This window comes from Paenibacillus sp. ALJ109b (assembly GCF_010747435.1).
GTDB classification, from domain to species: domain Bacteria; phylum Bacillota; class Bacilli; order Paenibacillales; family Paenibacillaceae; genus Paenibacillus; species Paenibacillus taichungensis.
Genome location: NZ_JAAIFP010000019.1, coordinates 1 through 23,387 on the forward strand (window position 1 = coordinate 1; position 23,387 = coordinate 23,387).

At 47.0% G+C, this 23,387-nt stretch carries 25 protein-coding genes; 4 read left to right on the forward strand and 21 right to left on the reverse strand.

What is annotated here, in order from left to right; all coding sequences use genetic code 11:
• Window positions 1–230 precede the first annotated feature (230 nt).
• Window positions 231–692: a MarR family winged helix-turn-helix transcriptional regulator gene (locus G3352_RS19015; protein ID WP_062326256.1), complete on the forward strand. Its 462-nt coding sequence runs from the start codon at window positions 231–233 to the stop codon at window positions 690–692.
• A 90-nt stretch (window positions 693–782) separates the two neighbouring features.
• On the opposite strand, the gene G3352_RS19020 is transcribed toward G3352_RS19015, so the two are convergent.
• From G3352_RS19020 to G3352_RS19040, 5 genes are all read right to left on the reverse strand, one after another.
• On the reverse strand, window positions 783–968 hold the full coding sequence (locus G3352_RS19020; RefSeq protein ID WP_180287229.1) for a hypothetical protein: 186 nt from the start codon (window positions 966–968) through the stop codon (window positions 783–785).
• A 31-nt stretch (window positions 969–999) separates the two neighbouring features.
• Window positions 1,000–1,488, reverse strand: coding sequence for a hypothetical protein (locus G3352_RS19025; RefSeq protein ID WP_163758824.1), 489 nt, complete (start codon window positions 1,486–1,488; stop codon window positions 1,000–1,002).
• Between the two features lie 118 nt (window positions 1,489–1,606).
• Window positions 1,607–3,115 (reverse strand): MDR family MFS transporter, encoded by a 1,509-nt coding sequence (locus G3352_RS19030; protein ID WP_205524953.1) that lies wholly within the window; start codon window positions 3,113–3,115, stop codon window positions 1,607–1,609.
• Window positions 3,116–3,354: 239 nt separating this feature from the next.
• Window positions 3,355–3,927 (reverse strand): GNAT family N-acetyltransferase, encoded by a 573-nt coding sequence (locus tag G3352_RS19035; RefSeq protein ID WP_163758841.1) that lies wholly within the window; start codon window positions 3,925–3,927, stop codon window positions 3,355–3,357.
• 202 nt (window positions 3,928–4,129) lie between these two features.
• Window positions 4,130–4,426: a hypothetical protein gene (locus G3352_RS19040; RefSeq protein ID WP_063567811.1), complete on the reverse strand. Its 297-nt coding sequence runs from the start codon at window positions 4,424–4,426 to the stop codon at window positions 4,130–4,132.
• A gap of 186 nt (window positions 4,427–4,612) precedes the next feature.
• Here G3352_RS19040 and G3352_RS19045 point away from each other — a divergent pair, with 186 nt between their 5' ends.
• Window positions 4,613–5,101: a GAF domain-containing protein gene (locus G3352_RS19045; protein WP_064642430.1), complete on the forward strand. Its 489-nt coding sequence runs from the start codon at window positions 4,613–4,615 to the stop codon at window positions 5,099–5,101.
• Window positions 5,102–5,252: 151 nt separating this feature from the next.
• Here the strand turns inward: G3352_RS19045 and G3352_RS19050 are convergent, their stop codons facing one another.
• The 7 genes from G3352_RS19050 to G3352_RS19080 form a co-directional block, all read right to left on the reverse strand.
• A complete protein-coding gene (locus tag G3352_RS19050) occupies window positions 5,253–6,068 on the reverse strand; it encodes a MerR family transcriptional regulator (protein WP_163758843.1) in 816 nt (271 codons plus the stop codon).
• Window positions 6,069–6,437: 369 nt separating this feature from the next.
• Window positions 6,438–7,862, reverse strand: a complete 1,425-nt coding sequence (locus G3352_RS19055; RefSeq protein WP_205524944.1) for an aldehyde dehydrogenase family protein — start codon at window positions 7,860–7,862, stop codon at window positions 6,438–6,440.
• Window positions 7,863–7,952: 90 nt separating this feature from the next.
• Window positions 7,953–8,375, reverse strand: coding sequence for a universal stress protein (locus G3352_RS19060; protein WP_163758847.1), 423 nt, complete (start codon window positions 8,373–8,375; stop codon window positions 7,953–7,955).
• A 19-nt stretch (window positions 8,376–8,394) separates the two neighbouring features.
• A complete protein-coding gene (locus G3352_RS19065; RefSeq protein ID WP_072734865.1) occupies window positions 8,395–9,612 on the reverse strand; it encodes an MFS transporter in 1,218 nt (405 codons plus the stop codon).
• A gap of 141 nt (window positions 9,613–9,753) precedes the next feature.
• Entirely contained in the window at window positions 9,754–10,194 is a 441-nt protein-coding gene (locus tag G3352_RS19070) for a helix-turn-helix domain-containing protein (protein ID WP_090999248.1), read from the reverse strand.
• Between the two features lie 244 nt (window positions 10,195–10,438).
• Window positions 10,439–10,798 (reverse strand): SdpI family protein, encoded by a 360-nt coding sequence (locus G3352_RS19075; RefSeq protein WP_163758849.1) that lies wholly within the window; start codon window positions 10,796–10,798, stop codon window positions 10,439–10,441.
• Between the two features lie 100 nt (window positions 10,799–10,898).
• A complete protein-coding gene (locus tag G3352_RS19080; RefSeq protein ID WP_163758851.1) occupies window positions 10,899–13,280 on the reverse strand; it encodes a heavy metal translocating P-type ATPase in 2,382 nt (793 codons plus the stop codon).
• 264 nt (window positions 13,281–13,544) lie between these two features.
• On the opposite strand from G3352_RS19080, the gene G3352_RS19085 reads away from it, so the two are divergent.
• Window positions 13,545–13,916, forward strand: coding sequence for an ArsR/SmtB family transcription factor (locus G3352_RS19085; RefSeq protein ID WP_076290511.1), 372 nt, complete (start codon window positions 13,545–13,547; stop codon window positions 13,914–13,916).
• 138 nt (window positions 13,917–14,054) lie between these two features.
• On the opposite strand, the gene G3352_RS19090 is transcribed toward G3352_RS19085, so the two are convergent.
• The 8 genes from G3352_RS19090 to G3352_RS19125 form a co-directional block, all read right to left on the reverse strand.
• Entirely contained in the window at window positions 14,055–15,215 is a 1,161-nt protein-coding gene (locus G3352_RS19090) for an AI-2E family transporter (RefSeq protein ID WP_163758853.1), read from the reverse strand.
• 317 nt (window positions 15,216–15,532) lie between these two features.
• Entirely contained in the window at window positions 15,533–16,567 is a 1,035-nt protein-coding gene (locus tag G3352_RS19095) for an LLM class flavin-dependent oxidoreductase (RefSeq protein WP_163758855.1), read from the reverse strand.
• A 164-nt stretch (window positions 16,568–16,731) separates the two neighbouring features.
• A complete protein-coding gene (locus G3352_RS19100) occupies window positions 16,732–17,043 on the reverse strand; it encodes an ArsR/SmtB family transcription factor (protein ID WP_063567799.1) in 312 nt (103 codons plus the stop codon).
• A gap of 147 nt (window positions 17,044–17,190) precedes the next feature.
• Entirely contained in the window at window positions 17,191–17,868 is a 678-nt protein-coding gene (locus G3352_RS19105) for an NAD(P)H-dependent oxidoreductase (RefSeq protein WP_163758857.1), read from the reverse strand.
• A gap of 257 nt (window positions 17,869–18,125) precedes the next feature.
• Window positions 18,126–18,584 carry a 2-thiouracil desulfurase family protein gene (locus tag G3352_RS19110; RefSeq protein WP_163758859.1) on the reverse strand — a complete coding sequence of 153 codons (459 nt, stop codon included), beginning with the start codon at window positions 18,582–18,584 and terminating at the stop codon, window positions 18,126–18,128.
• Between the two features lie 60 nt (window positions 18,585–18,644).
• On the reverse strand, window positions 18,645–19,913 hold the full coding sequence (locus tag G3352_RS19115) for a hypothetical protein (RefSeq protein WP_163758861.1): 1,269 nt from the start codon (window positions 19,911–19,913) through the stop codon (window positions 18,645–18,647).
• Window positions 19,910–20,488, reverse strand: coding sequence for an RNA polymerase sigma factor (locus G3352_RS19120; RefSeq protein WP_240343147.1), 579 nt, complete (start codon window positions 20,486–20,488; stop codon window positions 19,910–19,912). Before G3352_RS19120 ends, G3352_RS19115 begins: the two co-directional genes overlap by 4 nt.
• A gap of 175 nt (window positions 20,489–20,663) precedes the next feature.
• Complete coding sequence (locus G3352_RS19125) at window positions 20,664–21,398, reverse strand: class I SAM-dependent methyltransferase (RefSeq protein WP_163758863.1); 735 nt, start codon at window positions 21,396–21,398, stop codon at window positions 20,664–20,666.
• 166 nt (window positions 21,399–21,564) lie between these two features.
• On the opposite strand from G3352_RS19125, the gene G3352_RS19130 reads away from it, so the two are divergent.
• Window positions 21,565–22,920 (forward strand): MATE family efflux transporter, encoded by a 1,356-nt coding sequence (locus G3352_RS19130; RefSeq protein ID WP_163758865.1) that lies wholly within the window; start codon window positions 21,565–21,567, stop codon window positions 22,918–22,920.
• 147 nt (window positions 22,921–23,067) lie between these two features.
• On the opposite strand, the gene G3352_RS19135 is transcribed toward G3352_RS19130, so the two are convergent.
• Window positions 23,068–23,310, reverse strand: a complete 243-nt coding sequence (locus G3352_RS19135; protein WP_163758867.1) for a hypothetical protein — start codon at window positions 23,308–23,310, stop codon at window positions 23,068–23,070.
• Window positions 23,311–23,387 lie beyond the last annotated feature (77 nt).

Here is a 23,387-nt window from a genome sequence, read left to right on the forward strand (position 1 = left end):
ATAACAGCGATCGGAAGGTTGTTCTGTCAGCGGAGTGAAAAGTGTAAATATTCATTAGTTCAATTTATATAGACGAAAAATGATTAAATTTTAATTGCTAAAAATGCAAATCTTGTGACATATCGCATGTTTTTCGTGCAAACAGATGCTTACAATAGAAATATGGCGAACCTCTGAATCGTCAAATGTAAATTCATCAACTCCAATAAATCTGAAAAGGCGGGATCAGTATGCTGGAATTACAGGAAATCGGAACCGAACGTTCTCTTCATCTGTACCGCACCTTGGCCCAGACATTTAAGAGCGTGAATGAACACGCTGTATCCGGAAGCAAAGTGCATGGCTTCAACCCCACCGCTTATGGGGTGCTCGAAGTGTTATATATGAAAGGAGCACAGCCCATTCAACAAGTCGGTGCACAGCTTCTGCTGCAGAGCGGGAATGTCACTTATGTCATTGACAAGCTGGAGCAAAAGGGACTTTTACATCGAAAACACTGTCCGCAGGATAGACGCATCATTTTCGTAGAATTGACTGAGGAAGGCCAGCGTACGATGGATGACATCTATCCAGGCTACGCACACAAAATAGATCGTGCTGTCAGCGGTCTGAGCGAAGATGATAAGACATTGCTCTCTGAGCTGTTGGAAAGGCTTGCACTCGGTGCGGATCGTTTATCCGCAAACGGCTAAGGGCAGCGCCATATCACCTGATCCAAACTAAAAATAACCGGATCGCCTTAATAGGCGGTACCGGTTATTCGAATTTGTTTATTAATCAAATCAAAGGTACAGAATCCACATCAACACCGTGAGGACAGCGACAACCAATCCACCTGCAATCAGCAAATCGACAATGTAGCTGGACAGACCTGAGCGGCTGTGACCCTCAATCTCCCTCTGAGTCTCTTCGTACTTTCTTTTGGCTTCATCTTCCTTGGACGAATTCAGATTATTGGGAAACATCATCCTCACCCCTACTCCAAATGAGATATCTATATTATCCTGTACTGGTCTGCTGCTTCTGCTTACGAAATTTATTCAAGATCCATCCCAGACCTGATTGCCACAGTAAAAAAACAAACGTTGTTGTTACCACGTATTGATAGGGGCCAGCATTCTGAAAGGCATCCATTCTGTACACAAAGATGGAGAACAATAGCGCACTACCTACACCAAGAAGAAAATAAGCTACGATTGCACTTATCACCTTGGATATAGGTCTGTTCATTTTCAGAGAAGCAAGCACTTGGTCCACAAATAATGATAGAGGCAGGATCAGAAACAAAAGAAGAGCCAAGTTGATAAGAATACTTATGATCAATGTATACCAGAAGGGATAGTAATATGTATGTTCCGCTCGTTCTGCCAAGGGAACATATTTTATGAGTCCGACAACGATGGAAAGCGAAAGGCAGGTCATAAGGACTGCCAGCAGCTTGATTGTAAAGGATATTAACCAGAACGATTGCAGCGATTGCTTGCTCATCTTCACTCGCCTCCCATTCCATTATTGTAAATTATAGATAATCTCTTCTAGAAAATAATAACAAAAAAGCAGCTCATAAACAGCTGCTTTAATCGAATGATTATTCTATTCACTTCGTTTAATTCACTGAAGTTTGTGCTTGCGGCGGAGCATCTGCATCTTCGGGAACGATTAGCCGTTTGCGCAAGGCCAGTGTCGTCACCCATGAGATAATGGCAATAACAAACATGATGACAAACAAGGAATGCAGACTTCCTTCCAACACGTTACGCAGTAGCGCCCATTTGTCATCCGACAGAGCAGCTTCCGTATGCGGAGCAAGCAGTTGATTCAGGTCCCCATCTGAGATCCCCGCCTCTGCCAGATGCTGTTCGCTCGACAACGTGGATATCCGGTAGTTCAACCATGTGCCGAAGGCTGCTGCACCAATGGTTTGTCCAAGCGTACGCATAAAGGTATGTAACGCCGTGGAAGATCCACGTTCTTTATACCCAACAGATGACTGTGAAATGATCGTGAATATTGTAAAAGCAAATCCGAAGCCGAGTCCGTAAATAAAGGTCAAAATAAACAGTACGGCTTGAGGTGATGTTCCACCGACCAAGAAGAGTCCACCCGATCCAATGGCAATCCCGGTTAATCCAATCACAGCCGTTAAGCGTGATCCAATTTTCATTAGCAGACGGCCAGCAAGTACACTACCAATCAGCCAGCCAACAGACATCGGTGCAAGCAGCAATCCCGATTCAGTCGCGTTACCGCCCCGAACCCCCTGCACCCATAGTGGCAAATAACTGGTTAGGCCAATCATCAGGGTACTGGTCAGTAGTCCGGCGATATTTGCCACCCGGATGTCCCGAATACGGAATAGATGAAGAGGTACCATCGGGGCCTGGGCTCTTTTTTCCACCACAAAAAATAAAATCATAAACAAAATAGCCACGATACTCAGTCCCACAATAATAGGAGAACTCCAAGCATAATACTGTCCACCTGCGGACAATACAAAGAGCAATGCTGTAATACCAACGGTAAAAGTCAACGCACCCAAATAGTCAATTTTCGCGGTACGCGGAGACATTTCTTCCTTCAAATAACGGAATACAAACCACATCGCCAGCAGTCCGAACGGCAAATTGAACCCAAAGATCCACTGCCAGCCCAGATTGTCTACGAAATACCCGCCAAGCAGTGGTCCGGCCAGAGATGAAATGCCCCACACGGAGCTGATCCAGCCCTGTATTTTGCCCCGTTCTTCAAGGCGGTAGATGTCACCAATAATCGTAAACGTAACAGGTACAACCGCACCTGCGCCAATCCCTTGAATCGCACGAAAAATAATCAGTTGCTCCATGTTCTGCGAAAGGCAGCACAGAAGCGAGCCTAGTAAGAATAAGGCACAGCCAATCAGAAATACTGGCTTTCGTCCATATAGATCACTGACTTTGCCGAAAATCGGCGTGCTCACAGCCATCGTTAACAGATAAGCAGTGAAAATCCAGCTCAACAGCTGCACACTTCCCAGCTCACTGACAATGGTTGGCCCTGCCGGACCAATGACTGTACCTTCAATTGCAGACAAAAAAGTCGCCAGCAGCAATCCCGCCAGGATGAAACTGCGGTTCAAACCTCCGGTTGTATTCACACAAACCCTTCTCTCTTCAATTCTCTATATAATTGGAACATTGATTTACACAGCCCACTACGAACCAGAACAACCTTTCGATCGCTGTTATCCCCAGATTTTTTTCATCCCCTTCAAAGGGGAAATCCGGTGATAAATGCGAACGCTACGCTTCTCCAGCTTTGTTTTGCCCCTTCGTTATTGTGTAAATTTCAATGTAAAAAAATTATATATTGCTTTCTTTATTTATCTCTCTTACGCAAAAACTCATCGTACAATAGGGAATACATCACCATATCCTTATACCCAGTAGACGTATGCTGCACCTGACGCAGCAGGCCTTCCCGCGTGAAACCGCGGTTCGTCAGGAAATCTCCCGAAGCGAGATTACGCGGATCAACCAGCGCCTCAATCCGATTGAGTCCCATCGTCTCATACCCAAACGGTAACATAACCGAAAATGCTTCCGTCATATAACCGTGACGCCAGTAGTCGCGCCCCAGTTCATAACCGATCTCCCCACGGAATGCGCCTTCAAGTTGCCAAGTGTTATATCCACAACTTCCGATGAGCCGGCCCGTTTCCTTGAGTTCAATACCCCAGCGAATCGCCTCCTCTTCTCCTGCCATATGATTCAGCAGCCCAATCATATCCGCAGCCTCACTTGTCCCGATCATGGGCGCCAAATTCATATAACGGGTCACTTCCAGGTCTGACCAGCAAGCGAACATCTGGGCCGCATCCCGACGGCGCATTTTGCGCAGACGCAACCGCCCTGTCTCTAGTTCGGGAATTCTCCCTTTGCATTTATACATGAAAAGACACTCCGATCCGATCTATCCCACAGACCTCATATTCAATAGCCATCTAACCATAACCTGCACCGAATGGCAACTGTTCAGTCATCATTATCACGTCAAAAAACCGGGCCACTTCCGCTCCCGGTCTTGTTGTACGTATGGATCAACTCAAGTTTGCATCCTATTTCGGGATACATACCTTATCCGAATTTAAAGTTCAGGCTGTAGACGTCTTCTTGCCTGTCCCCAGCAATTCCTCACTAACCCGGCCGAACACGGCTATGATTTCCTTAAACTCCTCAATGCCAGTCCCGGTAAGGCTCCATTGATCTCCATGGGCGGTCAGGAAGTTTTCCTGTGTCAGATGCTCAAGCTCCTGCTTGATCTCCCGTTCTCCAACGCGATACCCCCGTTCTTCCAATAGAGGCAATGCGTCGCTAACGGTTAAATCCTGATTTTGGGCTAAATATAGAAGATGAATTCGTACAAAAAGATTCTGTACCTCTGCATGCATAAGCCAAGCTCCTTCCCGGGTTGTAGCCCGCCGTGGTTGCTAAGTATTTACCCCACCCAGGAAGATGAGAAACAGGAGGAATATTCATGCCTGACCTGCCCTTTCCGAAATCCTCCGCTTGACTAACCGCAGGCTCTGCACTATCTTGAAAATAAGTACCATTTTTGCTCGGGAGGGTGATTCATCATGTTTCAAGCTGTTTCTTATGAAGGAACACGAAGCGAGCAGCAAACCGCCGTCCTGGGACAGTTAAGTGCTCTGATCCGCGATGAACCTAGCGCTATTGCCAATCTGGCAAACGCTGCGGCGTTGCTCAATGTATTTATGACCGACACCAATTGGGTCGGATTCTATCTGTATGATGGAAAAGAACTTGTACTCGGTCCATTCCAGGGACTGCCTGCCTGCATCCGTATTCCACTTGGACGCGGTGTATGCGGCACTTCTGCTGCGGAACGACGTACGATGGTCGTTGAAGATGTTCATGCCTTTCCAGGCCATATCGCCTGTGATGCCGCATCGAACAGTGAGATCGTTGTACCCATTATCAAAAACGGCGAATTGTACGGGGTGCTCGACATCGATAGCCCGCTCAAAAACCGTTTTGACGATGAAGACCGTGTCTTCCTGGAAAAGGCGGTAAGCCTGATTACAGAGCAGCTGGAATTATCCTAACTGCCTGAAGGTCTTAAGCCGATGCTGAGTTCATCGGCCTTACGATGATATGCAATAACAAAGAGCGCACTCCTCCTAGAGGATCTGCGCTCTTTGTTATGATTATTTTTCTTCACACCCATGTTCTGCTCGCCCAAGATACTTTATGCATCTAGGATAAATCCTGTTCCGCCTTAATCATCATCCCATCTCGCAAAAACTCGGCCAGCTTGGGGTGGTAGCCATCATACATCTGGCGAAAATTTTTGTGCTCGACGTACAGATTGCCCAGATCCCGGTAAATCTCTGCTGTTGGGGTGTAATAATCCTTGATCCAATCGAGATGTCTGCCAATAATCTGTTGTACTTCCGGGCTGCCGGGTTCTAACCCTTCCTCAATAGCGCCCTGCAAGTCCAAGTGAATCCGGTCAATCTTCGCCTGTGAATCAAGAAAATCTTCCTTCGACTTCATCGCCTGGCCATCAGGCATAGGGGGTTGCTCCGGTGAATTGGCGTTGTACTTCCGACTGTCCTCTGTCTTCAACTGTTCAGAATAGTCATTCTTTGACGCATGGTCAGAAATCGGTTCATTCAGAAGCTGGTGACGCCCCTTATTGGAAAACCCAGCGTAAAGTTCATACTCATCCAGTTCCTGCTCACCACGTAAGTAGGAGATGGTTTTGTCCAGGGTCTGAATCATTCTGTGCAGATGAAGTGCCTTCTCCAGCATCTCGATTCGATGCTGCTGCATAATACGAATCATATCCCGGGGAGTATCCCTGAGCATGGGGCCGATCTCTTTCTCCTCCATGCCTACTTCTTTACAGAAGAGTATCTGCTGTAGTCTCAGCAGCTCTGGCTTCTCGTAGTAGATATCTTCATCTTGACCTACGAAGGCTGGATTCAGCAGACCTGTCTCTGCGTACTGTCCCAATTCACTCAGACTTACACCGGACATCCCGGATAGATCAACCATGGAATATGCCATTTGGATACACCTCCTGTCTGGCCTGTAACTCCAAGGTTCAGGCTTGTTCATACTGCATTTTATTTAAATGTAAGTGAAATATTATAAGACTTCCAACAATTCTGTACCCCAGTAATCCGTTCATTTCTCTGGATGGATACACAATGCTTCGGTGATATGAACGGCATCTAATTGGTAGATTTGCGGTATGATAAGTATTTATACCCTTCTCATCAGATGTGAACCCGGGGTTAATAAAGAAAGGCTATGTATTTTTTTACGGTAAGGGCTGAGTGTAAAAAAAGAAAAAAATCCTGCACCCCTAACTCGGGAACAGGATCATCTTGTTCTATTTCATCTTGAATATCCGCTCGTCTTAGGAGTGAATAATTAGTTCTTGTTAAACATGACAAACTTCAATTCCGTCATTTCCTCTACAGCATATTTAACACCTTCACGTCCCATCCCGCTCTGCTTCACACCACCATAAGGCATATGATCCACACGGAAAGTGGGAATGTCGTTAATCATCACGCCGCCAGCTTCAATGTGGTCCGCTGCATGCAATGCAGTATGAATATCATTGGTGAACACACCCGCCTGAAGCCCATAGATGGAATCATTCACTTGCTCGATGCCTTCTTCAACCGAATCCACCGTATTAATGACAACGATCGGGGCAAAGACCTCCTGACAAGACACCTTGGCATCCCGCGGAACGTTGACAAGCACGGTTGGACGCAATACGCCTCCCTCGGCTTCTCCACCTGTTGCCACCTCAGCGCCTGCCTGCTTCGCTTCATCGATCCAGTCCAGTGTACGCTGTACATCTTTGGATGTGATGAGCGCAGAGACAACAGTATCCGGATTCAACGGGTCTCCAACTACGACTTTTTGGGCTGCTTCTGCAAAACGACGAATGAACTCATCCGCAATCGCGCTATGAACATAGATTCTCTGCAGTGAAATACATACCTGACCTTGGTAAGTAAAAGCCCCGGTCACACATCTCGGTACCACCTTATCCAGATTGGAATCCGCATCTATAATGACGGCTGCATTGGACCCCAGCTCCAATGTTACGCGTTTCAGTCCGGCTTTGCTGCGAATGCTGGTGCCTACAGCAGGGCTACCTGTAAACGTAATATGGGCCACTTCAGGATGCTCTACAAGTACATCACCAATCGTTTTGCCGTCACCGCTCACCACATTTAATGCGCCATCCGGTAATCCCGCTTCCTGAAGCAAATTGGCAATATAATACGAAGACAACGGTGTCTGCTCCGCAGGTTTCAACACAATCGTATTGCCTGCTGCCAGTGCCGGTCCTACTTTGTGAGCCACCAGGTTCATCGGAAAATTAAACGGCGTAATCGCTCCAATAACGCCCAAAGGCTGCCGCATCGTGTAGCCTACGCGTCCTTCACCGCCTTTTGCTGCATCCATAGGGACCGTCTCTCCGGTAAGCCGCTTGGCTTCCTCTGCGGCGAAACGATACGTTTCCACCGTACGATCAACCTCGGCGAGTGCCGCAGTAATCGGCTTCGCTGCCTCCAGCGCAATTATCCGTGCTGCTTCTTCCTTCCGTTCTTCCAGCAGGGTGGACAGCTTGTAAAGAATGTCTGCACGCTGATGGGCAGGCATTCTGCGCATCTCTTTGCCTGCCTGAACTGCGGCGGCAATCGCTGATTCGACTTCCTCAGCTGTCGCCGAGGATACGTCTGCCAGTGTTTCTTTCGAGTACGGTGCCTGAAGTGCTATATAGTCTACTGATTCGGTGGGCTTGCCCCCGATGAACAGATGTTGTTTTTTCATTGTTGTACCCTCCATTCATGTTTAACGCAGCGTTATCCCATACCTATTTATACACCACTTTAGCATCATCAACACAAGAAAGTCATACCACTATTTGACAGTCATTACCGGACATCCTGCATGTTTCAAGACGCCGTGGCTGACACTGCCCACCACGATTTCAGCGAGCATGCTTTTCCCGGCCGTTCCCATCACAATGAGATCACAGTCTCTATCCTTTGCTACACGGCAGATCTCATTCACGGGATCACCAGCAATCAGCAATGTTTCATAATGAACAGAACGAGCGGCTAACAATTCATTAACAGGTTGTATAATATGCTGTCCTTCTTCTGCGATCCGTGCTTCCAGATCCACACCAAGTGCGGGCTCATTTAGCGAGATCGAAGGATTAACATGTACGATAATCAAAGAAGCCGGTTGTTTCAGACTTTCTGCCAGAACAACAGCTTGCTCCAGACCTTTGTGTGCATGATCCGACCCATCGACAGCAACCAATATTCGTTTCAGCATTTTCCATTCCTCCTGTTCATTAATGCGTAATGGCAGCATCGATATCGCGCAGATGTCTGCGGCGTACCAGAAGCACAACGACCCCGATCAGAACCATCAATGCGCCAAAATAAAACGGTGTCTCCGGCAGGAACCACTCGGACAATTTACCTGCAAGCCAAGGTGCCAGCGCACCTCCAAGGAACCGGACAAAGCTGTATGCAGCCGATGCCACAGAACGTTCCACTGGAGCAGCTTCCATAACTGCCGTCGTAATTAATGTGTTGTTGATCCCGAGGAAAATCCCGGCAACGATAACGGCCACAATAACCGTTGTGGATGATCCCATTACCGTACCCACCGCCATCACCAGCAAATCAATGGCGAACAGGGTCAGCATAACGCTCATGGAAGGAACCGATCCGAATCGACGTTGCAATCTTGGTGCGACAAAGACAGACGTAATCGCCAGCATCAAACCCCAACCGAAGAATACATAACCGAGTCCGTGCTCATCCAGATTCATGACATAAGGTGAATAAGCCATCAAGGTAAAGAAACCAAAGTTATACAGGAAGGCCGTAATCGCCAATGTTTTCAGTGAAGGATAACCCAGAGCCTTGAACGGATCGGACAAGGAGCTGCGTGTTTTTGGTTTGGCCATCTTAGGCAGCATAAACGTAATACTGATAAAAGCAATCGCCATCAGAACAGCTACACCATAGAACGGGCCACGCCATGAGATGGAACCCAGTTCACCACCGAGCAATGGACCAACGGCAATCCCCAGACCAAGCGCTGCTTCGTATAAAATAATCGCTTTGGCTGTCCCCGAAGTGGACAGTCCTACAATAGCGGATAATGCAGTTGCGATGAACAGGGCATTCCCCAGTCCCCAACCACCACGGTAACCGACGAGTGCACCTACAGTGTCAGAGGTCCCGCCGAGGAAAGAGAAAACAATGATCAGCAAAATCCCGCTGAGCAGTGTCCACTTCACACCAATCCGGCTGGATACAACACCTGTAATCAGCATGGCTACCCCGGTAACTGCGTTATAACTTGTAAACAATAAAGATACCTGGCTTTTGGAAGCATGCAGCTGATCTGCAATCGCAGGCAAAATTGGGTCGACCAATCCTAGTCCCATAAAGGAGATGATACAGGCGAAGGCTACTGCCCATACCGCTCTAGGCTGGGATAATAGACCTCCACGGGATGACGGCAATTCGTCAGGTAATGAGGGTTCTCTTTTCATACGTAATTCCTCCTGGTTCATGATATGTTGTGAAATAAATTGTGAAAAAACAATGAAATTATCATTTTTATTTTCAGAAATATAGGAAAGAAAACGGCACAAATGACACCGGATCTCCCGGTGCTTATCGTGAAATACTAATTATGTGTCATTCTCATGCCCTTCTAATCGTCGAATGCCGTTCTGAACCCGTTCACGTAATTCCTCAAGTTCCTCCTGCACGGCATGAATACTCTGAAGTTTCTGCTCGATCAGCTGCAGCTGGTCATCCAACGTCGTTTCCATCTTGGTGAGCTTCTCGATCCGTTCTCTCACTTCAGTGGTCTGCTGGTAGTCAAAACGCTGTTCGTTCAGTGCATCTGCCGTTGCCACATAGGTATGCAGCTCCTGAAGTGAGAAACCAAGCACTTCCTTCGCCCGAACCACCTTTTTGAGATAATCGATATCTTCCCGGGTGTATAATCGTGTGCCACCATCCGTCCGCTGAGGTGAAGGCATAACACCGATCTCTTCGTAATACCGAATGGTACGCTTGGTCAAACCACATTCCTTGGCTACGTCATCGATTTTATATAAACTCATTTCCTTCACCTCACTTTAATATGTCTATAATGTTATGTACATAATTATATATATTATTAACGTTAACGTCAACGTTAGATTTTGGGCTTGAATATATAGTATGTCTCAAACATGAACAGATTATCTCAGTATAAATTTTAAAATCCGTTGTTAAAAGTAGTTTTCAGTTGTCCTCCGCCTCTGTAAGATGCAAAAAGATCCGCTCTCGCGGATCTTCGTTCAAGTGCAATTTCACATTGTGCCCCTAAGCGCCTTGCTCCTTCTGCTCCTGTTGCTGGACACGCTGCATTTGCTTCAAACGGCCTTCGACTCTGGTAAACAGCCTGAATGTATAGAACCCTGTAGCCACAAGACTTAGAACCAAAGCTCGTACATCCGTAAGCCAAAAACCGATTATGCCGAATACCGTAATAATCACACCAAACTGCATCATCAGATTGGCGCTATAACGTTGCGCTTCTTCCCATAACTCGGGATGACTCATTGCTCGCGGAGTACGATAACCATATATGCCGTTAATCCTTTTCGGCGGCTTTTTGTACACCATTAATCCCAGAATGAAATAGCACACTCCGCATATAATCCCAACTACTGCTCCTGCCACAATGTTCTCCCCTAACTCCATTAAAAATACACCACAGATATTAAAACAAAAAAACGGCTCTACGTATATACGAAGAGCCGTCCGGATCGTTTCGTAAAACTTAGATGTCCTTCACGCGCAGTACACGCATGGCGTTCAGGACAGCCAGTACGGTCACCCCTACATCAGAGAATACCGCTTCCCACATGGTGGCAATTCCGAACACACCCAGCAGCAGGAAGATCGCTTTGACACCCAACGCAAAACCGATATTTTGCCAGACAATGGTTCGTGTCCGTTTTGCAATCCGGATTGCACTTGCCAGTCTGGATGGTTCATCCGTCATGATGACAACGTCTGCTGCCTCAATCGCAGCATCCGAACCGAGTCCCCCCATCGCTACACCTACATCGGCACGCGCGAGCACAGGTGTATCGTTAATGCCATCACCGACAAACACCATTTTCTCCTTCGGCGATTTGGCAGCTTCGAGACGCTCCAACTGTTCGACTTTATGCTGTGGCAGCAGCTCAGCGTATACTTCATCGACACCCAGCTCACGCCCTACAGCTTCACCAACAGCCTTGGCATCGCCGGTCAGCATCACTGTTTTGCGAATACCGAGCTTCTTGAGTGCCTGAATGGCTGCCGCTGCGTCATCCTTCACCTCATCGGCAATGATCAGGTGCCCGACATACGAACCCGATTCGGCAACGTGCACCACTGTGCCTACGGTTTGTGGAGTCGTGTAGGAGATACCTGCCTGTTCCATCAATTTGGCGTTACCCGCAAGCACTTCACGTCCATCCACACTGACCTTGATGCCATGACCCGCAACCTCATCGTAATCATCCACACCCTGGGTCCGAATATCCTTTACCCAAGCTGCGCGAATGGATTCAGCAATCGGATGATTGGAATGGGCCTCGGCAATTGCGGCAAGCTCCATCAATTCATCTTCCGTACGCCCAGCTTCTGGGCGAATAGCTGTTACTTTGAAAACACCTTTGGTTAGTGTACCCGTTTTATCGAAAACAACGACTTTAACATCGTTCAATGCTTCAAGGTAGTTACTTCCTTTGATGAGAATCCCGTTACGTGATGCAGCTCCGATGCCGCCGAAAAAACCAAGCGGAATGGAAACGACCAGCGCACACGGACAAGAGATCACGAGGAAGACCAGTGCACGATAGATCCAATCGGCGAATGTCGCACCACTGAGCACCAGTGGCGGAACGAGCGCAATCAAAGCGGCAAGAATGACGACAACCGGCGTATAATAACGGGCAAATTTGCTAATAAAATGTTCCGTTTTGGCTTTGCGGCTGCTCGCATTCTGCACCAGGTCCAGAATTTTGGATACCGTGGATTCACCAAAAGTTTTTGTTACTTCGATAGTCAACATCCCGTTTTTGTTCACGAACCCACTCAGTACATCACTTCCGGGTTCCAGTTCACGCGGAACTGACTCACCTGTCAGAGCGGAAGTGTCCACCATGGAACGACCTGCCTTAACAATCCCGTCCAGAGGTACTCGCTCACCCGCTTTAACCACGATGCGATCTCCAATACGTACTTCTTCCGGCGATACTCGCTTGGTCTCTTCTCCCGAGCCAATCAGCATATTGGCATAGTCCGGGCGAATATCCATAAGCGACTGAATCGACTTCCTTGAGCGATTAACCGCCAGCCCCTGAAACAGCTCACCTAGCTGATAGAAGAGCATAACCGCAACACCTTCGGGATATTGGCCAATGGCAAAAGCACCGATAGTAGCGACAGACATCAGGAAGTATTCATCGAATACCTGACCGCGAATAATATTTTTGAACGCCTGGAGAACGATATCTCCCCCTGCGATCAGATAAGCAACAACATAGAGTGCAAGCTGTGCCCATCCTTCCAGCGGAGACCAGATCGCGGCTGCCACCAGAATGGAGCCTGCTGCCAAACGTGCCAGCAGCACCTTCGTCTGCCCGGCGCCATGTTCATGTGAGTGTCCGGCATGCGCGTCATGATCGTGACCGTCTGCATGACCGTGATCATGTCCGGCATGACTTCCATGATCATGCTTGTGGTCTTGGGCTCCGTGATGATGACCGTGATCATGTGCATGATCATGGTCATGGGAGTGACCAGCATGATCGTGCCCACTCGAAGTATGCCCATGCGTGTGGGCTCCGCTACCTGCATGGGCGTGCACATTATCGTTAGTTTGGTTTATTGAATCAGCAGAACTGCGACTGCCTTGCGATGATTTACCTTTTTCCGAAATACGAATATGCGGCTCCAGCCGAAGCACTTTGCGCTTCGCTTCTTCCACGACCTGCTCATCCATATCGGATGTGGTGTGCATGGATAAGGTTTTGGTCACAAAATTGACCGAGCAATCCGTAATGCCTTTAATTTTTTTGACGCCATTCTCAATCTTCAATGCGCAGTTCGCGCAATCCAATCCATCCAGCAGCAGTTCCCTTTTCACCTGTTCCTGTCCGGTTCCCATGTGAACTCTCCCCTTTGCAGTACGTAAAACAAAATTATCCGTAATTTTTTTGATCTTACAATCAATATATGAGCAATCATTCATATGTTTTGTTAACCCTATTATATGCACGCCTAAACACGAGTGTCAACAATTTCAGTTGATTTTTCATACAGAATATGCTAATAGTAATCATTTCGCTTTAGACGTTTTTTGGATATAATAGGCTTATCGAAGAACATTTGATCAAATCAAGGGTTGAGTTAATATAGGTGGTGATAGGAAATGGAACAACCGGTTAAAGCTCCAGCCGAATGCGACGCGGCCTGCTCTGGAACAGAGGCTGACGTGCAGACCATTCGTGCTTCTCTCATGGATCGGGAGACCTCTTCTGAAATGGCTGATTGGTTCAAGGCTTTCAGCGACCCGACACGGCTTCGTATTATTGATGCGCTGTTGCAGAAGGAATTATGTGTACACGATCTGACGGTGCTGCTCGATATGGGACAGTCGGCCATTTCGCACCAGCTGCGGTCACTCCGCAACATGCGGATTGTCAAGCGGCGCAAAGAAGGCAAGACCGTGTATTATTCTCTGGATGATGCACACATCGAGCAGATCTTCCTGCAGACGCTCCAGCATATTAAACATAGCTAGGCATTAGCCTGCCTGTTCAACCAACAGAACCCCCGCCTCTCGGTTATTAGCCGATGGACGGGGGTTCTGTTGTATAAGGGCACCGTTTTGCCTGAAAAAAGGTTATCAGGGATCTAGCTACGGATATGCCCGCTATAGTTACAGTAGGTTGTTATTCTTCGGATCATACAGGCCGGAACGTTCCTTGAACCAGTTGAAGATATGCGACACACATACTTTCAGCACCGCGTATCCCGGAACGGCCAGCAGAATGCCCACCACACCGAACAGATTACCTGAAGTCAGGATGACAAAGATAATGGTAATGGGGTGAATTTTAAGCGTTTTGCCCATAATCTGAGGTGAGATGAATTTACCCTCTATTAATTGCACGACCGTCCACACCACTACCATCTTCAGCAGCATGAGTGGAGAAGTGACCAGAGCCACGATCAACGCAGGCGTTATCGCGATTGCAGGTCCCAGGTACGGTACAACACTCGTGAAGGATGCGATAATCGCAAGAATCAGCGCATAATCCAGACCAATAATCATATAACCGATGTAGAGCAGAATACCGATGCAGAAGCTGACGATAATCTGTCCACGAATGAACGAACTGATCTGGTGATTGATATCTTCCAGTACATGCATTGCACCTGTACGACTCTTGATTGGCAGGAAAGACAGAATTTTCGATGGAAGCTTCTTGCCGTCTTTCAACAGATAGAACAGGATAAACGGAACCGTTACAATGGATAACACCGTCTCGGTGAACGCTCCGAGGAATCCGCCCAATTTAGTCCAGGTCGAGTTCAGAATTTCAGTGGCTTTCTGGGAGATCGTGCCCCACCAGTCCTGAGAATTCAGATTCACCGTTTCCTGGAACTGACTGAACAGCTGACTGCCCGTAAGTTCTTCAAACTGATGCTTTACCGTCTCACTGTACGTTGGGAAATTCTCAATCAGCCCCATAATCTGGTTACGTACGACCGGAATGACCGCTAGTACCACGACTGTCAGGATGCCTCCGATAGCCAAATATAAGATCAGAATGGACCAGCCACGCTTGATCTTCCACTTTTCCATGACATCCACAATCGGATTCAGCAGGTAATAGAGAATACCCGACAGAATAATCGGCAGCACAATCGTCTTGATCAGCACCGCCAGCGGGTGCAAAACAAAAGATACTTTGGTAAGAACCATCACGTTCAGTCCTACCAGCAGCAGAATTAACAGAAAAAGGACAAACTTATTATTCAAAAAAAATCGTTTAAATCGATCCGGCCAAATGCGGGGTTGCTCGGGTTGCTCCATAGGCGTGTCTTCCTCTCTTATGTATCCTTTATCAAAGCATACGCTGTAAACCTGCATGTTTCTTGACTGCGCATAAAGTTGCTTGTACAAGCCAACATATGTATAACACACTGAGTTTATACGTATGGCGCTGTTTAACCGTTTCAAATTAGACCAGTAAGTTCATTTTACCCTAAAAAGAACCTTCTGCCCCATAGGTCTCCTTTGAAAAATATCCCTACCAAAAAACGGCTCGCCTCCGAAGAGACAAACCGTTAATATGTCAGCAACATTCGAGCCTTAAGTTCACGTCCGATGTTGCATTTATGCTTTTTTATTTATGCTTTTCCCGCAAGTTGAGCAATCAGCTCATACGAGTGTAAGCGTGCCTGATGATCATAGATCATCGACGTAATAATCAGCTCATCCGCCTGGGTCTGAGCAATAAATGATTCCAGTTGACCACGCACGGTCTCCGGAGAACCGTTCACAGCTGCTTTCAGCGTCTGCTCTACACCAGCTTTCTCACGATCCGTCCATTTGCCTTCCATATCGGCTGGTGGCTGCACCAATCCGGTTGTCCCACGAATAATGTTCAGGAACTGCTGCTGCATCGTTGTACCAAGCCATGCTGCTTCTTCGTCGGTATCCGCAACGACAGCATTTACACCCACAATAACATGGGGCTCCTTCAAGTGATCGGATGGCTGGAAACTGCTCCGATACGTTTCAAGTGCAATCCGGGTGTAATCCGGTGAGAAATGGCTGGCAAAAGCAAACGGCAATCCCAGCTGTCCGGCGAGACGAGCACTGAAATCACTGGAGCCGAGCAGATAAATCGGGATATTCAATCCTTCGCCGGGTACAGCGCGAACAGGCGCGTGATACGATGTAGCAGAAGCATCGAAGAATGCTCTAAGCTCAGCCAGCAATTCAGGGAAATCTTCACCGTTGTTCAGGTCTTTACGCAAAGCAAGAGACGTACGTCGGTCACTTCCCGGTGCACGGCCCAGCCCAAGGTCAATACGGCCTGGATATAGGGATTCCAGTGTACCAAACTGCTCGGCTATCACAAGGGGCGCATGGTTAGGCAGCATGATTCCGCCTGAACCGAGACGAATGGTCTTCGTTCCACCTGCAAGGTAACCAATGACAACCGAGGTCGCGGAAGAAGCGATGCCTGGCATGTTATGGTGTTCTGCTACCCAGTAACGGTGATATCCCCAACGCTCTGCGTGCTGAGCAAGATCCAGACTGTTGCGAAGCGCATCCGCAGGTGTGGCACCTACTACAACAGGAGCCAAATCCAGAATGGACAATTTAACATCGTTAATATGTTTTTTATGGGATGAAGCTGTGTTGTCGGTAGACATAATAGAAAGTTCTCCTCTGTGGTTATATTTTTATTTTTGTATATCCAGATATATAGATGTAAAAGCACAAAAAAATGATGTGGCAGAGCTGCTCCTCAAGCCGTTTACATCCGGACGGAATACCCGCCTGCACCTGCATTCTTGCTTCCGTCTCGGCGTCCGGCTTATAGCTCGTGCTGTACGTACTCGGCAAATTGACGAATGGTTTCTTCGTTGCGGCGATAATACGTCCACTGTCCCCTACGCTCGGAGATCAGCAACCCGGCTTTGAGCATGGTCAGCAGATAGCTGGATATGACGGATTGAGCCAGTCCGGCCTTCACCTGAATCGTTCCAACACATATGCCGCTCTTTCCAGCATCCGGATGCTGGGATAACTCCAGCGGTGGAAAGTGTTGCTCCGGGTTTTTGAGCCACAACAGAATCTGTCGACGTGTCTCGTTGGATAATGCTTTGAATATGAGTATAGGTTCCATGGGTAAGATTATACCCCCTTTCTTTCATTTTGCAAACCAAACAGACCGATTCGACGAACGAACCGGCCTGCCAATAAATACATGTGAATACGTTTAGAACTTGGTGCTGACCGTTTCTTTTACTTGTTCGAGCATGGACTGATAAACTTAATCAATCCACTGCGTGATTTTATCCAGAGACTGACGGGATTTCTCGCGTGGCGGATCTTCCGCCCGATAACCAAAGGCAGCCATGACGGAAACATCCCATAGTCCATCCTCCAGTAGACCTTCCTCTTCCAGAATACGATGTACGGCCTCATAGTTAAACCCTTCAATTGGGCAGGAATCGATACCAATCAGCGCTGCAGCAGTCATCATATTACCGAGAGCAATATAGGTCTGTTTGGACGCCCAGTCAAATAAAGTACGCGGGTTCTCAAGCATTCGTTGGTTCTTCTGAAATTTGCCATAAGCTTCACGGGTCAACTCAAATACGTCATCTGGCATGCCCTTGATTTCTTTCAGCATATATTCCGCGTAAGGCGAGTTATAACTCGCATCAGACCGGGCCAGAATAACAATAAAATGGCTTGCCTTCGCCAATTGTTTCTGAGCCCCGGAGGAAACTTCGGACAGACGCTTGCGGAAGTCCGGGTTCTGCACAATCAGAAATTTCCAAGGTTCCAAACCAATTGAGCTTGGCGACAACCGTCCCGTTTCTAGAATAAACTCAAAATCTTCTGCCGAAATGATACGTGAAGCATCAAACTGTTTGGTTGCATGCCGAAAATAGTAAGCGTTCAAAATGTTTTCTTTCGTTATGGCTTTTGCCGAAGATTCCATATGTCTGCACATCCTTTTCTTGTTTATGTTCCTGTTTATGGTCTGAACTTGAATACCTAAGTATTATTTTAGAGTTTATAATCAAAATATAAAAGTACGCACAATAATGTTTCTTAGTTCATAAAAGTAACTATTGTTATCTAACAAGGTTTTCAGTGATTAATGGTGCCCTATTGTAACAAAAAACAAGTCGCCATGGATCTGCTGCTCCCAAGGCGACTTACCTGTGATTCGTGTCAGAGATAAAATTACAACGCTTAGAGCTGTTCCATGAACTCATTTTCCGAGATAACCGTAAATCCCTCTTGCCGCAGCAAAGCAGAAGTAACCCCTTCGCCCACGACTTTGTGGTTAGCAAAGTTGCCATCGTAGATCATCTGTGTACCGCAGGAAGGACTGAATTCTTTGAGTACCACACAGGTAACATCCAGTTTTTGCGCCCATTCAAGTGTCTGATAGGCTCCTTTAATGTACAGCTCCGTGACGTCATTGCCACTCTGCTCCATTACCTTGGCTGTACCTGTCAGCACATCCTTACCCGTACCGCCGATAATTTCAGCTGGCTCCCGCGGGGTGGAAAACCCTCCAAGCAGCTCCGGGCAGACCATCTTTGCCTGTTCCTGCTCCACAAGCTCCTGAATCTTTGCATCCAGACTCGCTGTTCCGTTGTAACGGCAGGCTACGCCAGCAAGACATGAACTCACCAAATATTTCATCGTTATGCTCCTTATGCTCCAATCATCTATTAAATTGATTGTACCATATGAAACCAAATCTTAGAGGTTGGCATTGGCATCTATTGTGATCATCGTAATCCTTGCATCTTCTTCATATCGAACCTTAAAAGTATGGTAAACCTCTGTCTCTGCTGAACGGAATGTGACCATTCCAGGCGTATTTGGATCTCTTTCAAGTTTATATAGATCAAGGTCGATTTTGAATATTTGTTTGATTACTGGTGCTGCGTTCTGCCTGATTACACTTTCCTTCATGTTAAGTAACTTCTCAAAGTAAAGTTCATACTCTTCCCGAGTTTCAAGGTCTGGAATCCCCCTCTGGAAATCCATAACAGTATATTTATCGCTAAACATCCCACCACTTCTACTTACTAAATACCGATCTCCAAAATACAGGTCCGTTGTATCTTCAAGCGTCTTGCCATTTTGTTCAAAAATTATATTTTTCAAATCAGGTGCGGGCTCACCAGACAAGGCTTCAATCGACATTCTGGCTTCTGTTATTAAATCTTGTGATACAGTATCTGAACTCACACTACCAGAAACGGATACTGCTTCATCCCTTGTCCATTCGATACTGCCACTGCCCCTACTATTCTCCAAAAACAATGTAGTGAACCATACCGGTTTTTCCTGACCCTGCTTCATTTTCACATAACGTCTGGCTGAGATCGGTTTTAGCGTAGGGTCACTTTTTATCCCTTCAAGAAGTGAAGGAATCTGGCGCAAGTACCGATGCTCCAGCTCATTAGCCGACATCTCCCGTCTCATCTGTACCTCACGTAGATTGCCTGTTGCGGCATCAAGCCAGATCAACGCATATTCTGCATCGCCTTCTTTTCCAGCCTCGACATACACTCTTCCAGAGACAGGCAGGTCCTGCACTTTGGTTATGAGTAATTGTTTGCCAAGATAGTCTCGCATCGTGACAGCTACATTCTTTTTCATCTTGTCAGTGAGCAGGCTCATGCCGGCATCATCCGTATATTGCAGCGCTGCTGTGGGATACACTGTTTCAATCACAGGCTCCACAATTTGTCCGTTCCAGAGAATGACCGCCGCTGCCACGGCTGCAATCGTCGTGTACGCCATAACGGCTCTGCGGGAGCGAAAACGGCGTCTGTGTTGATTGGGCAGTTTTTTTTGCTCGACGGACTTATCCCCAACATCGCTCATTTCCTGTGCAGATCCCGATTTAAGCCAGGCTACCTGGCGAAGTACGTTCTGCTTATGCTCCTCGGTAAAAGGAGACGCCGCAAACGGCTCCTGTCTGACTACTTTTTTCCATTCGTCATCCATATGTTTCATTCGCTTCGCTCCTCCCACTGTTTCCGTACTTTGGCCCTCGCCCGGGACAGTCTCGATTTGACCGTTCCCGCGCTGATGCCCAGCATTTCCGCAATTTCACTCGTCGTAAGTTCGTACTTTAGATGCAGCAAAAGCAATTCCCGGAATTTATCAGGCAAAGCCATGATGATGTCCCAGATTTCATGAACGTGCTCCCTGCTGATCGCCTCGGCTTCGGCAGAGGGGTGAACAAATTTTTCAGGCTTCATCTCACCCATGCTCGCATTCACCTGTTCCGTGTGGATTGGCAGTGTCTCTCCCCATAAGCTGCTGCGAAAAAATCTGGACTTCCGGTATGTAAATGTCGTGTTCCTAGTAATGGTCAGCAGCCATGTCTTCAATGAGCATTCTCCTCGAAAATTGGCGATCCCGGAATACGCCCGGATAAACACCTCTTGTGACAATTCATCCGCCTGCTCGGTACTTTTGGTTAGAAAGTACGCGTAGTTCCATACGTCGTTCCCGTACTCATCCATTATGCTGCTAAGTGTGTAATTGTCGATCGTCTGAGCGTGTGCCAGATATTGATAGTCCAACTGATGTTCACCTCACTTAATAAGACTGCATCCAATCGGTTTTGGTTCCCAAACGGTTTATTTCTTCTCCCTCTCCTGCAAAATGAAATAAACCAGCAAGGTCCAGATGTACTGAACGCGCTGGTCTATCGAGTATAAAACCCATAAACTTCATTTTGATGCCAAAAGCTGCTGCTCAAGCTTTAACCGCGGCAATCATCAGAAACATCGGTCGACGATTCTCGTCTCGCATACCGGAAACCTGCTCCATCATCTCAGGGGATGGTTTGGACTCGGCTACCTGTTGAATGACAAAACCAGCTTGAATCAATTCATTCAGATGAGTCGCCATCGTCCGATGATATTTCACCACGTCCTGGTTCAAAAAGTTCGCTACCCGCTGCCCTTCCTCTTGATAATGATCCACAGGCCAATGCAGTATTTCACCCTGAGCTCCATAATGCCAGTCCTGCTCCGCCCGTGCCGTGAAGATGGGATGTTCCGCAGACAAGACAAACGTGCCTCCTTGGACAAGACATGCATTGATTTTGGCGTATACCTGATCCAGACGCTCGATATAGTGCAAAGCCAGTGAGCTGATCACCACATCAAATTGTTCAGGTGCAAAATCAATATCCTCAATCGCCATACGCTGGTACTCGATATGAGGATCATCCGTCATCTCGCGTGCACGTTGCAACATATTTTCAGACAAATCCACGCCAACCACAGAACTAGCCTGTTGTTCACGTGCATATCGACAGTGCCAACCAAAGCCGCAACCCAGATCCAGGACGTCCTTACCCTTTAATTCAGGCAGCATCGTTTGCAGTTCATGCCACTCGCCAGCAGCCTCCAGCCCTTGGGTTGACCGGGCCATCTGACTGTAATTGCCGAAAAACTCGGCTTCATCGTATTTGTTTTGCTTCATAAAGAGATTCCTCCCGTAACATAAAAGATGCTCTATTAACTCTACCATATAAACGGTCATCTTTTGGAAAAGTTGCCAACCAAATTCCCGGCATGTTATTATACAGAACGAACGTTCAGTATAATATAATATAGAACGAACATTCAGTATACTAACGGAGGTCATCATGAACACAAATTGGACGCATCCATTAGAACGGCAATCTGTAGGTAAGGCATTTGTAAGCTACCTCGTGCCTTCCATATTAGGGATGCTGGTTATCGCTTTCAACTTTATTATCGACGGCATTATGGTTGGACATAAACTGGGTTCTACAGCGCTGGCTGGAATCGGAATTGCTTCTCCTGTCTATACGCTTTTTGTAGCCATGTCGCTATGGATTGGAATGGGCGGGGCAACCTTGTATTCCACCTATATGGGTAAGAAGGATCTCACGACAGCGAGACAACTCTTCACCAAATCCATTACGATTATTTTGCTGATTACGATGGTTATTGGATATACGGCATATACTTTCAAGGATAAGCTTGTCTTCGCCCTTGGCGCCAATACTGAAACATTCCCGTTTGCTGCGGACTATATGAATATTATGCTCTTGTTCGGTTTTGTCTTCACCATTGAGAATGCACTCACGATTTTTGTTCGTAACGACGGAAATCCCAATACATCCATGTATGCTCAGATTACGTTTGCAGTAGCCAATATTGTGCTCAACTATATAACGTTATACGTGCTCGAATGGGGCGTTCGTGGCGTCGCGATTGGTACAATTGTATCGGCATCTCTGGCGCTACTTGTGTTGCTAACTCACTTTTTCAGAAAAAATAATAATCTTAAATTCACCCGATTCAAATGGAATACCACACTACTGGCTTCCATTGTACTCATTGGTTTTCCCAGCTTCCTGGCTGAACTAGGTATGTCCGTCTTCTCCATCTCTCACAACATTTCACTGGATCGGATTGCGGGCACGGATGGCGTAGCATCTTTTACAGTCTTGAACTATATTCATGGTGTTGTACTGCTGGCATTTCTCGGTCTGGCCTCCGCCGCCCAACCTTTGGTCAGTTATTATCACGGAGCCAAACAGATGGATCGGGAAAAACAGACCATTCGTCTAGCCTCCAGAACGGCTCTGGCATGTGGGGTCCTGCTGTTACTCGTTGTACAACTGGGTGCACCTTATTTTGTGCAAATCTTCGGGAACTTCAGTGCCAGTGTGACGGATAACGCCGTGTACGGTTTGCGAATATTTACTTTTGCATACTTGTTCATGGGTATTAACTTTGTTATGAGCACATACTTCCAATCTGTCGGAAATGCCAAAATGGCCATCTGGATTACAGCTGCACGTGAGATGATTATTATGGTTGCATTGATTATGATCCTCCCTTCATTCTTCGGTGTCACTGGCGTATGGCTTGCCGTTCCGCTATCCGAGATGGTGGTTCTGGTGACTATTGGCTTGTACTATAAAAAAAGATCCGTCTCTGAACGGATAAACAGTTTAACGATTGAATAAAGCATGTGAACAACCAAAAGACCTGCTTGATCTATAGCGATCAGGCAGGTGTCTTTGGTTAAGCTAATCAGCTAATCAGCTAATCAGCTCTAACTTATCGATTAGCATGTTTTTTAAGATGTCTTAAATTAAGTTCTGTATTACCTCTTATACCCAAATATCAAATCGGCCATTGCTGTCCGTCGTTGCATTTGCAATTTGTTGCGGGGATGCTGCTTGCATGCCATTGGTTGATGGTTTGGCCGGCGGCGCTTCTTTGGTTCCGGTTGTACCGCTGCTCTGAGAGCTTTGCTGCGAGATTTGAGCTTCGAACTCACTTGTGCTGTTCGAACTGGATGAAGACGTGGATATGTAGGATGTCGTGGAACTTGCTGCTGAAGAAATATTCATCGTTGATCTCCTCCTCTTAGTTGGTTCCACTATATCCCATCCCGTTAAATTCAACTGAAAGGTTGCTGAAATTGTGG

Coding starts and splice junctions, on each gene's coding strand:
- G3352_RS19015 (WP_062326256.1), top strand. CDS start 231: ATGCTGGAATTACAGGAAATCGGAACCGAACGTTCTCTTCATCTGTAC.
- G3352_RS19020 (WP_180287229.1), bottom strand. CDS start 968: ATGATGTTTCCCAATAATCTGAATTCGTCCAAGGAAGATGAAGCCAAA.
- G3352_RS19025 (WP_163758824.1), bottom strand. CDS start 1,488: ATGAGCAAGCAATCGCTGCAATCGTTCTGGTTAATATCCTTTACAATC.
- G3352_RS19035 (WP_163758841.1), bottom strand. CDS start 3,927: ATGTATAAATGCAAAGGGAGAATTCCCGAACTAGAGACAGGGCGGTTG.
- G3352_RS19040 (WP_063567811.1), bottom strand. CDS start 4,426: ATGCATGCAGAGGTACAGAATCTTTTTGTACGAATTCATCTTCTATAT.
- G3352_RS19045 (WP_064642430.1), top strand. CDS start 4,613: ATGTTTCAAGCTGTTTCTTATGAAGGAACACGAAGCGAGCAGCAAACC.
- G3352_RS19050 (WP_163758843.1), bottom strand. CDS start 6,068: ATGGCATATTCCATGGTTGATCTATCCGGGATGTCCGGTGTAAGTCTG.
- G3352_RS19055 (WP_205524944.1), bottom strand. CDS start 7,862: ATGAAAAAACAACATCTGTTCATCGGGGGCAAGCCCACCGAATCAGTA.
- G3352_RS19060 (WP_163758847.1), bottom strand. CDS start 8,375: ATGCTGAAACGAATATTGGTTGCTGTCGATGGGTCGGATCATGCACAC.
- G3352_RS19065 (WP_072734865.1), bottom strand. CDS start 9,612: ATGAAAAGAGAACCCTCATTACCTGACGAATTGCCGTCATCCCGTGGA.
- G3352_RS19070 (WP_090999248.1), bottom strand. CDS start 10,194: ATGAGTTTATATAAAATCGATGACGTAGCCAAGGAATGTGGTTTGACC.
- G3352_RS19080 (WP_163758851.1), bottom strand. CDS start 13,280: ATGGGAACCGGACAGGAACAGGTGAAAAGGGAACTGCTGCTGGATGGA.
- G3352_RS19085 (WP_076290511.1), top strand. CDS start 13,545: ATGGAACAACCGGTTAAAGCTCCAGCCGAATGCGACGCGGCCTGCTCT.
- G3352_RS19090 (WP_163758853.1), bottom strand. CDS start 15,215: ATGGAGCAACCCGAGCAACCCCGCATTTGGCCGGATCGATTTAAACGA.
- G3352_RS19095 (WP_163758855.1), bottom strand. CDS start 16,567: ATGTCTACCGACAACACAGCTTCATCCCATAAAAAACATATTAACGAT.
- G3352_RS19100 (WP_063567799.1), bottom strand. CDS start 17,043: ATGGAACCTATACTCATATTCAAAGCATTATCCAACGAGACACGTCGA.
- G3352_RS19105 (WP_163758857.1), bottom strand. CDS start 17,868: ATGGAATCTTCGGCAAAAGCCATAACGAAAGAAAACATTTTGAACGCT.
- G3352_RS19110 (WP_163758859.1), bottom strand. CDS start 18,584: ATGAAATATTTGGTGAGTTCATGTCTTGCTGGCGTAGCCTGCCGTTAC.
- G3352_RS19115 (WP_163758861.1), bottom strand. CDS start 19,913: ATGAAACATATGGATGACGAATGGAAAAAAGTAGTCAGACAGGAGCCG.
- G3352_RS19125 (WP_163758863.1), bottom strand. CDS start 21,398: ATGAAGCAAAACAAATACGATGAAGCCGAGTTTTTCGGCAATTACAGT.
- G3352_RS19130 (WP_163758865.1), top strand. CDS start 21,565: ATGAACACAAATTGGACGCATCCATTAGAACGGCAATCTGTAGGTAAG.
- G3352_RS19135 (WP_163758867.1), bottom strand. CDS start 23,310: ATGAATATTTCTTCAGCAGCAAGTTCCACGACATCCTACATATCCACG.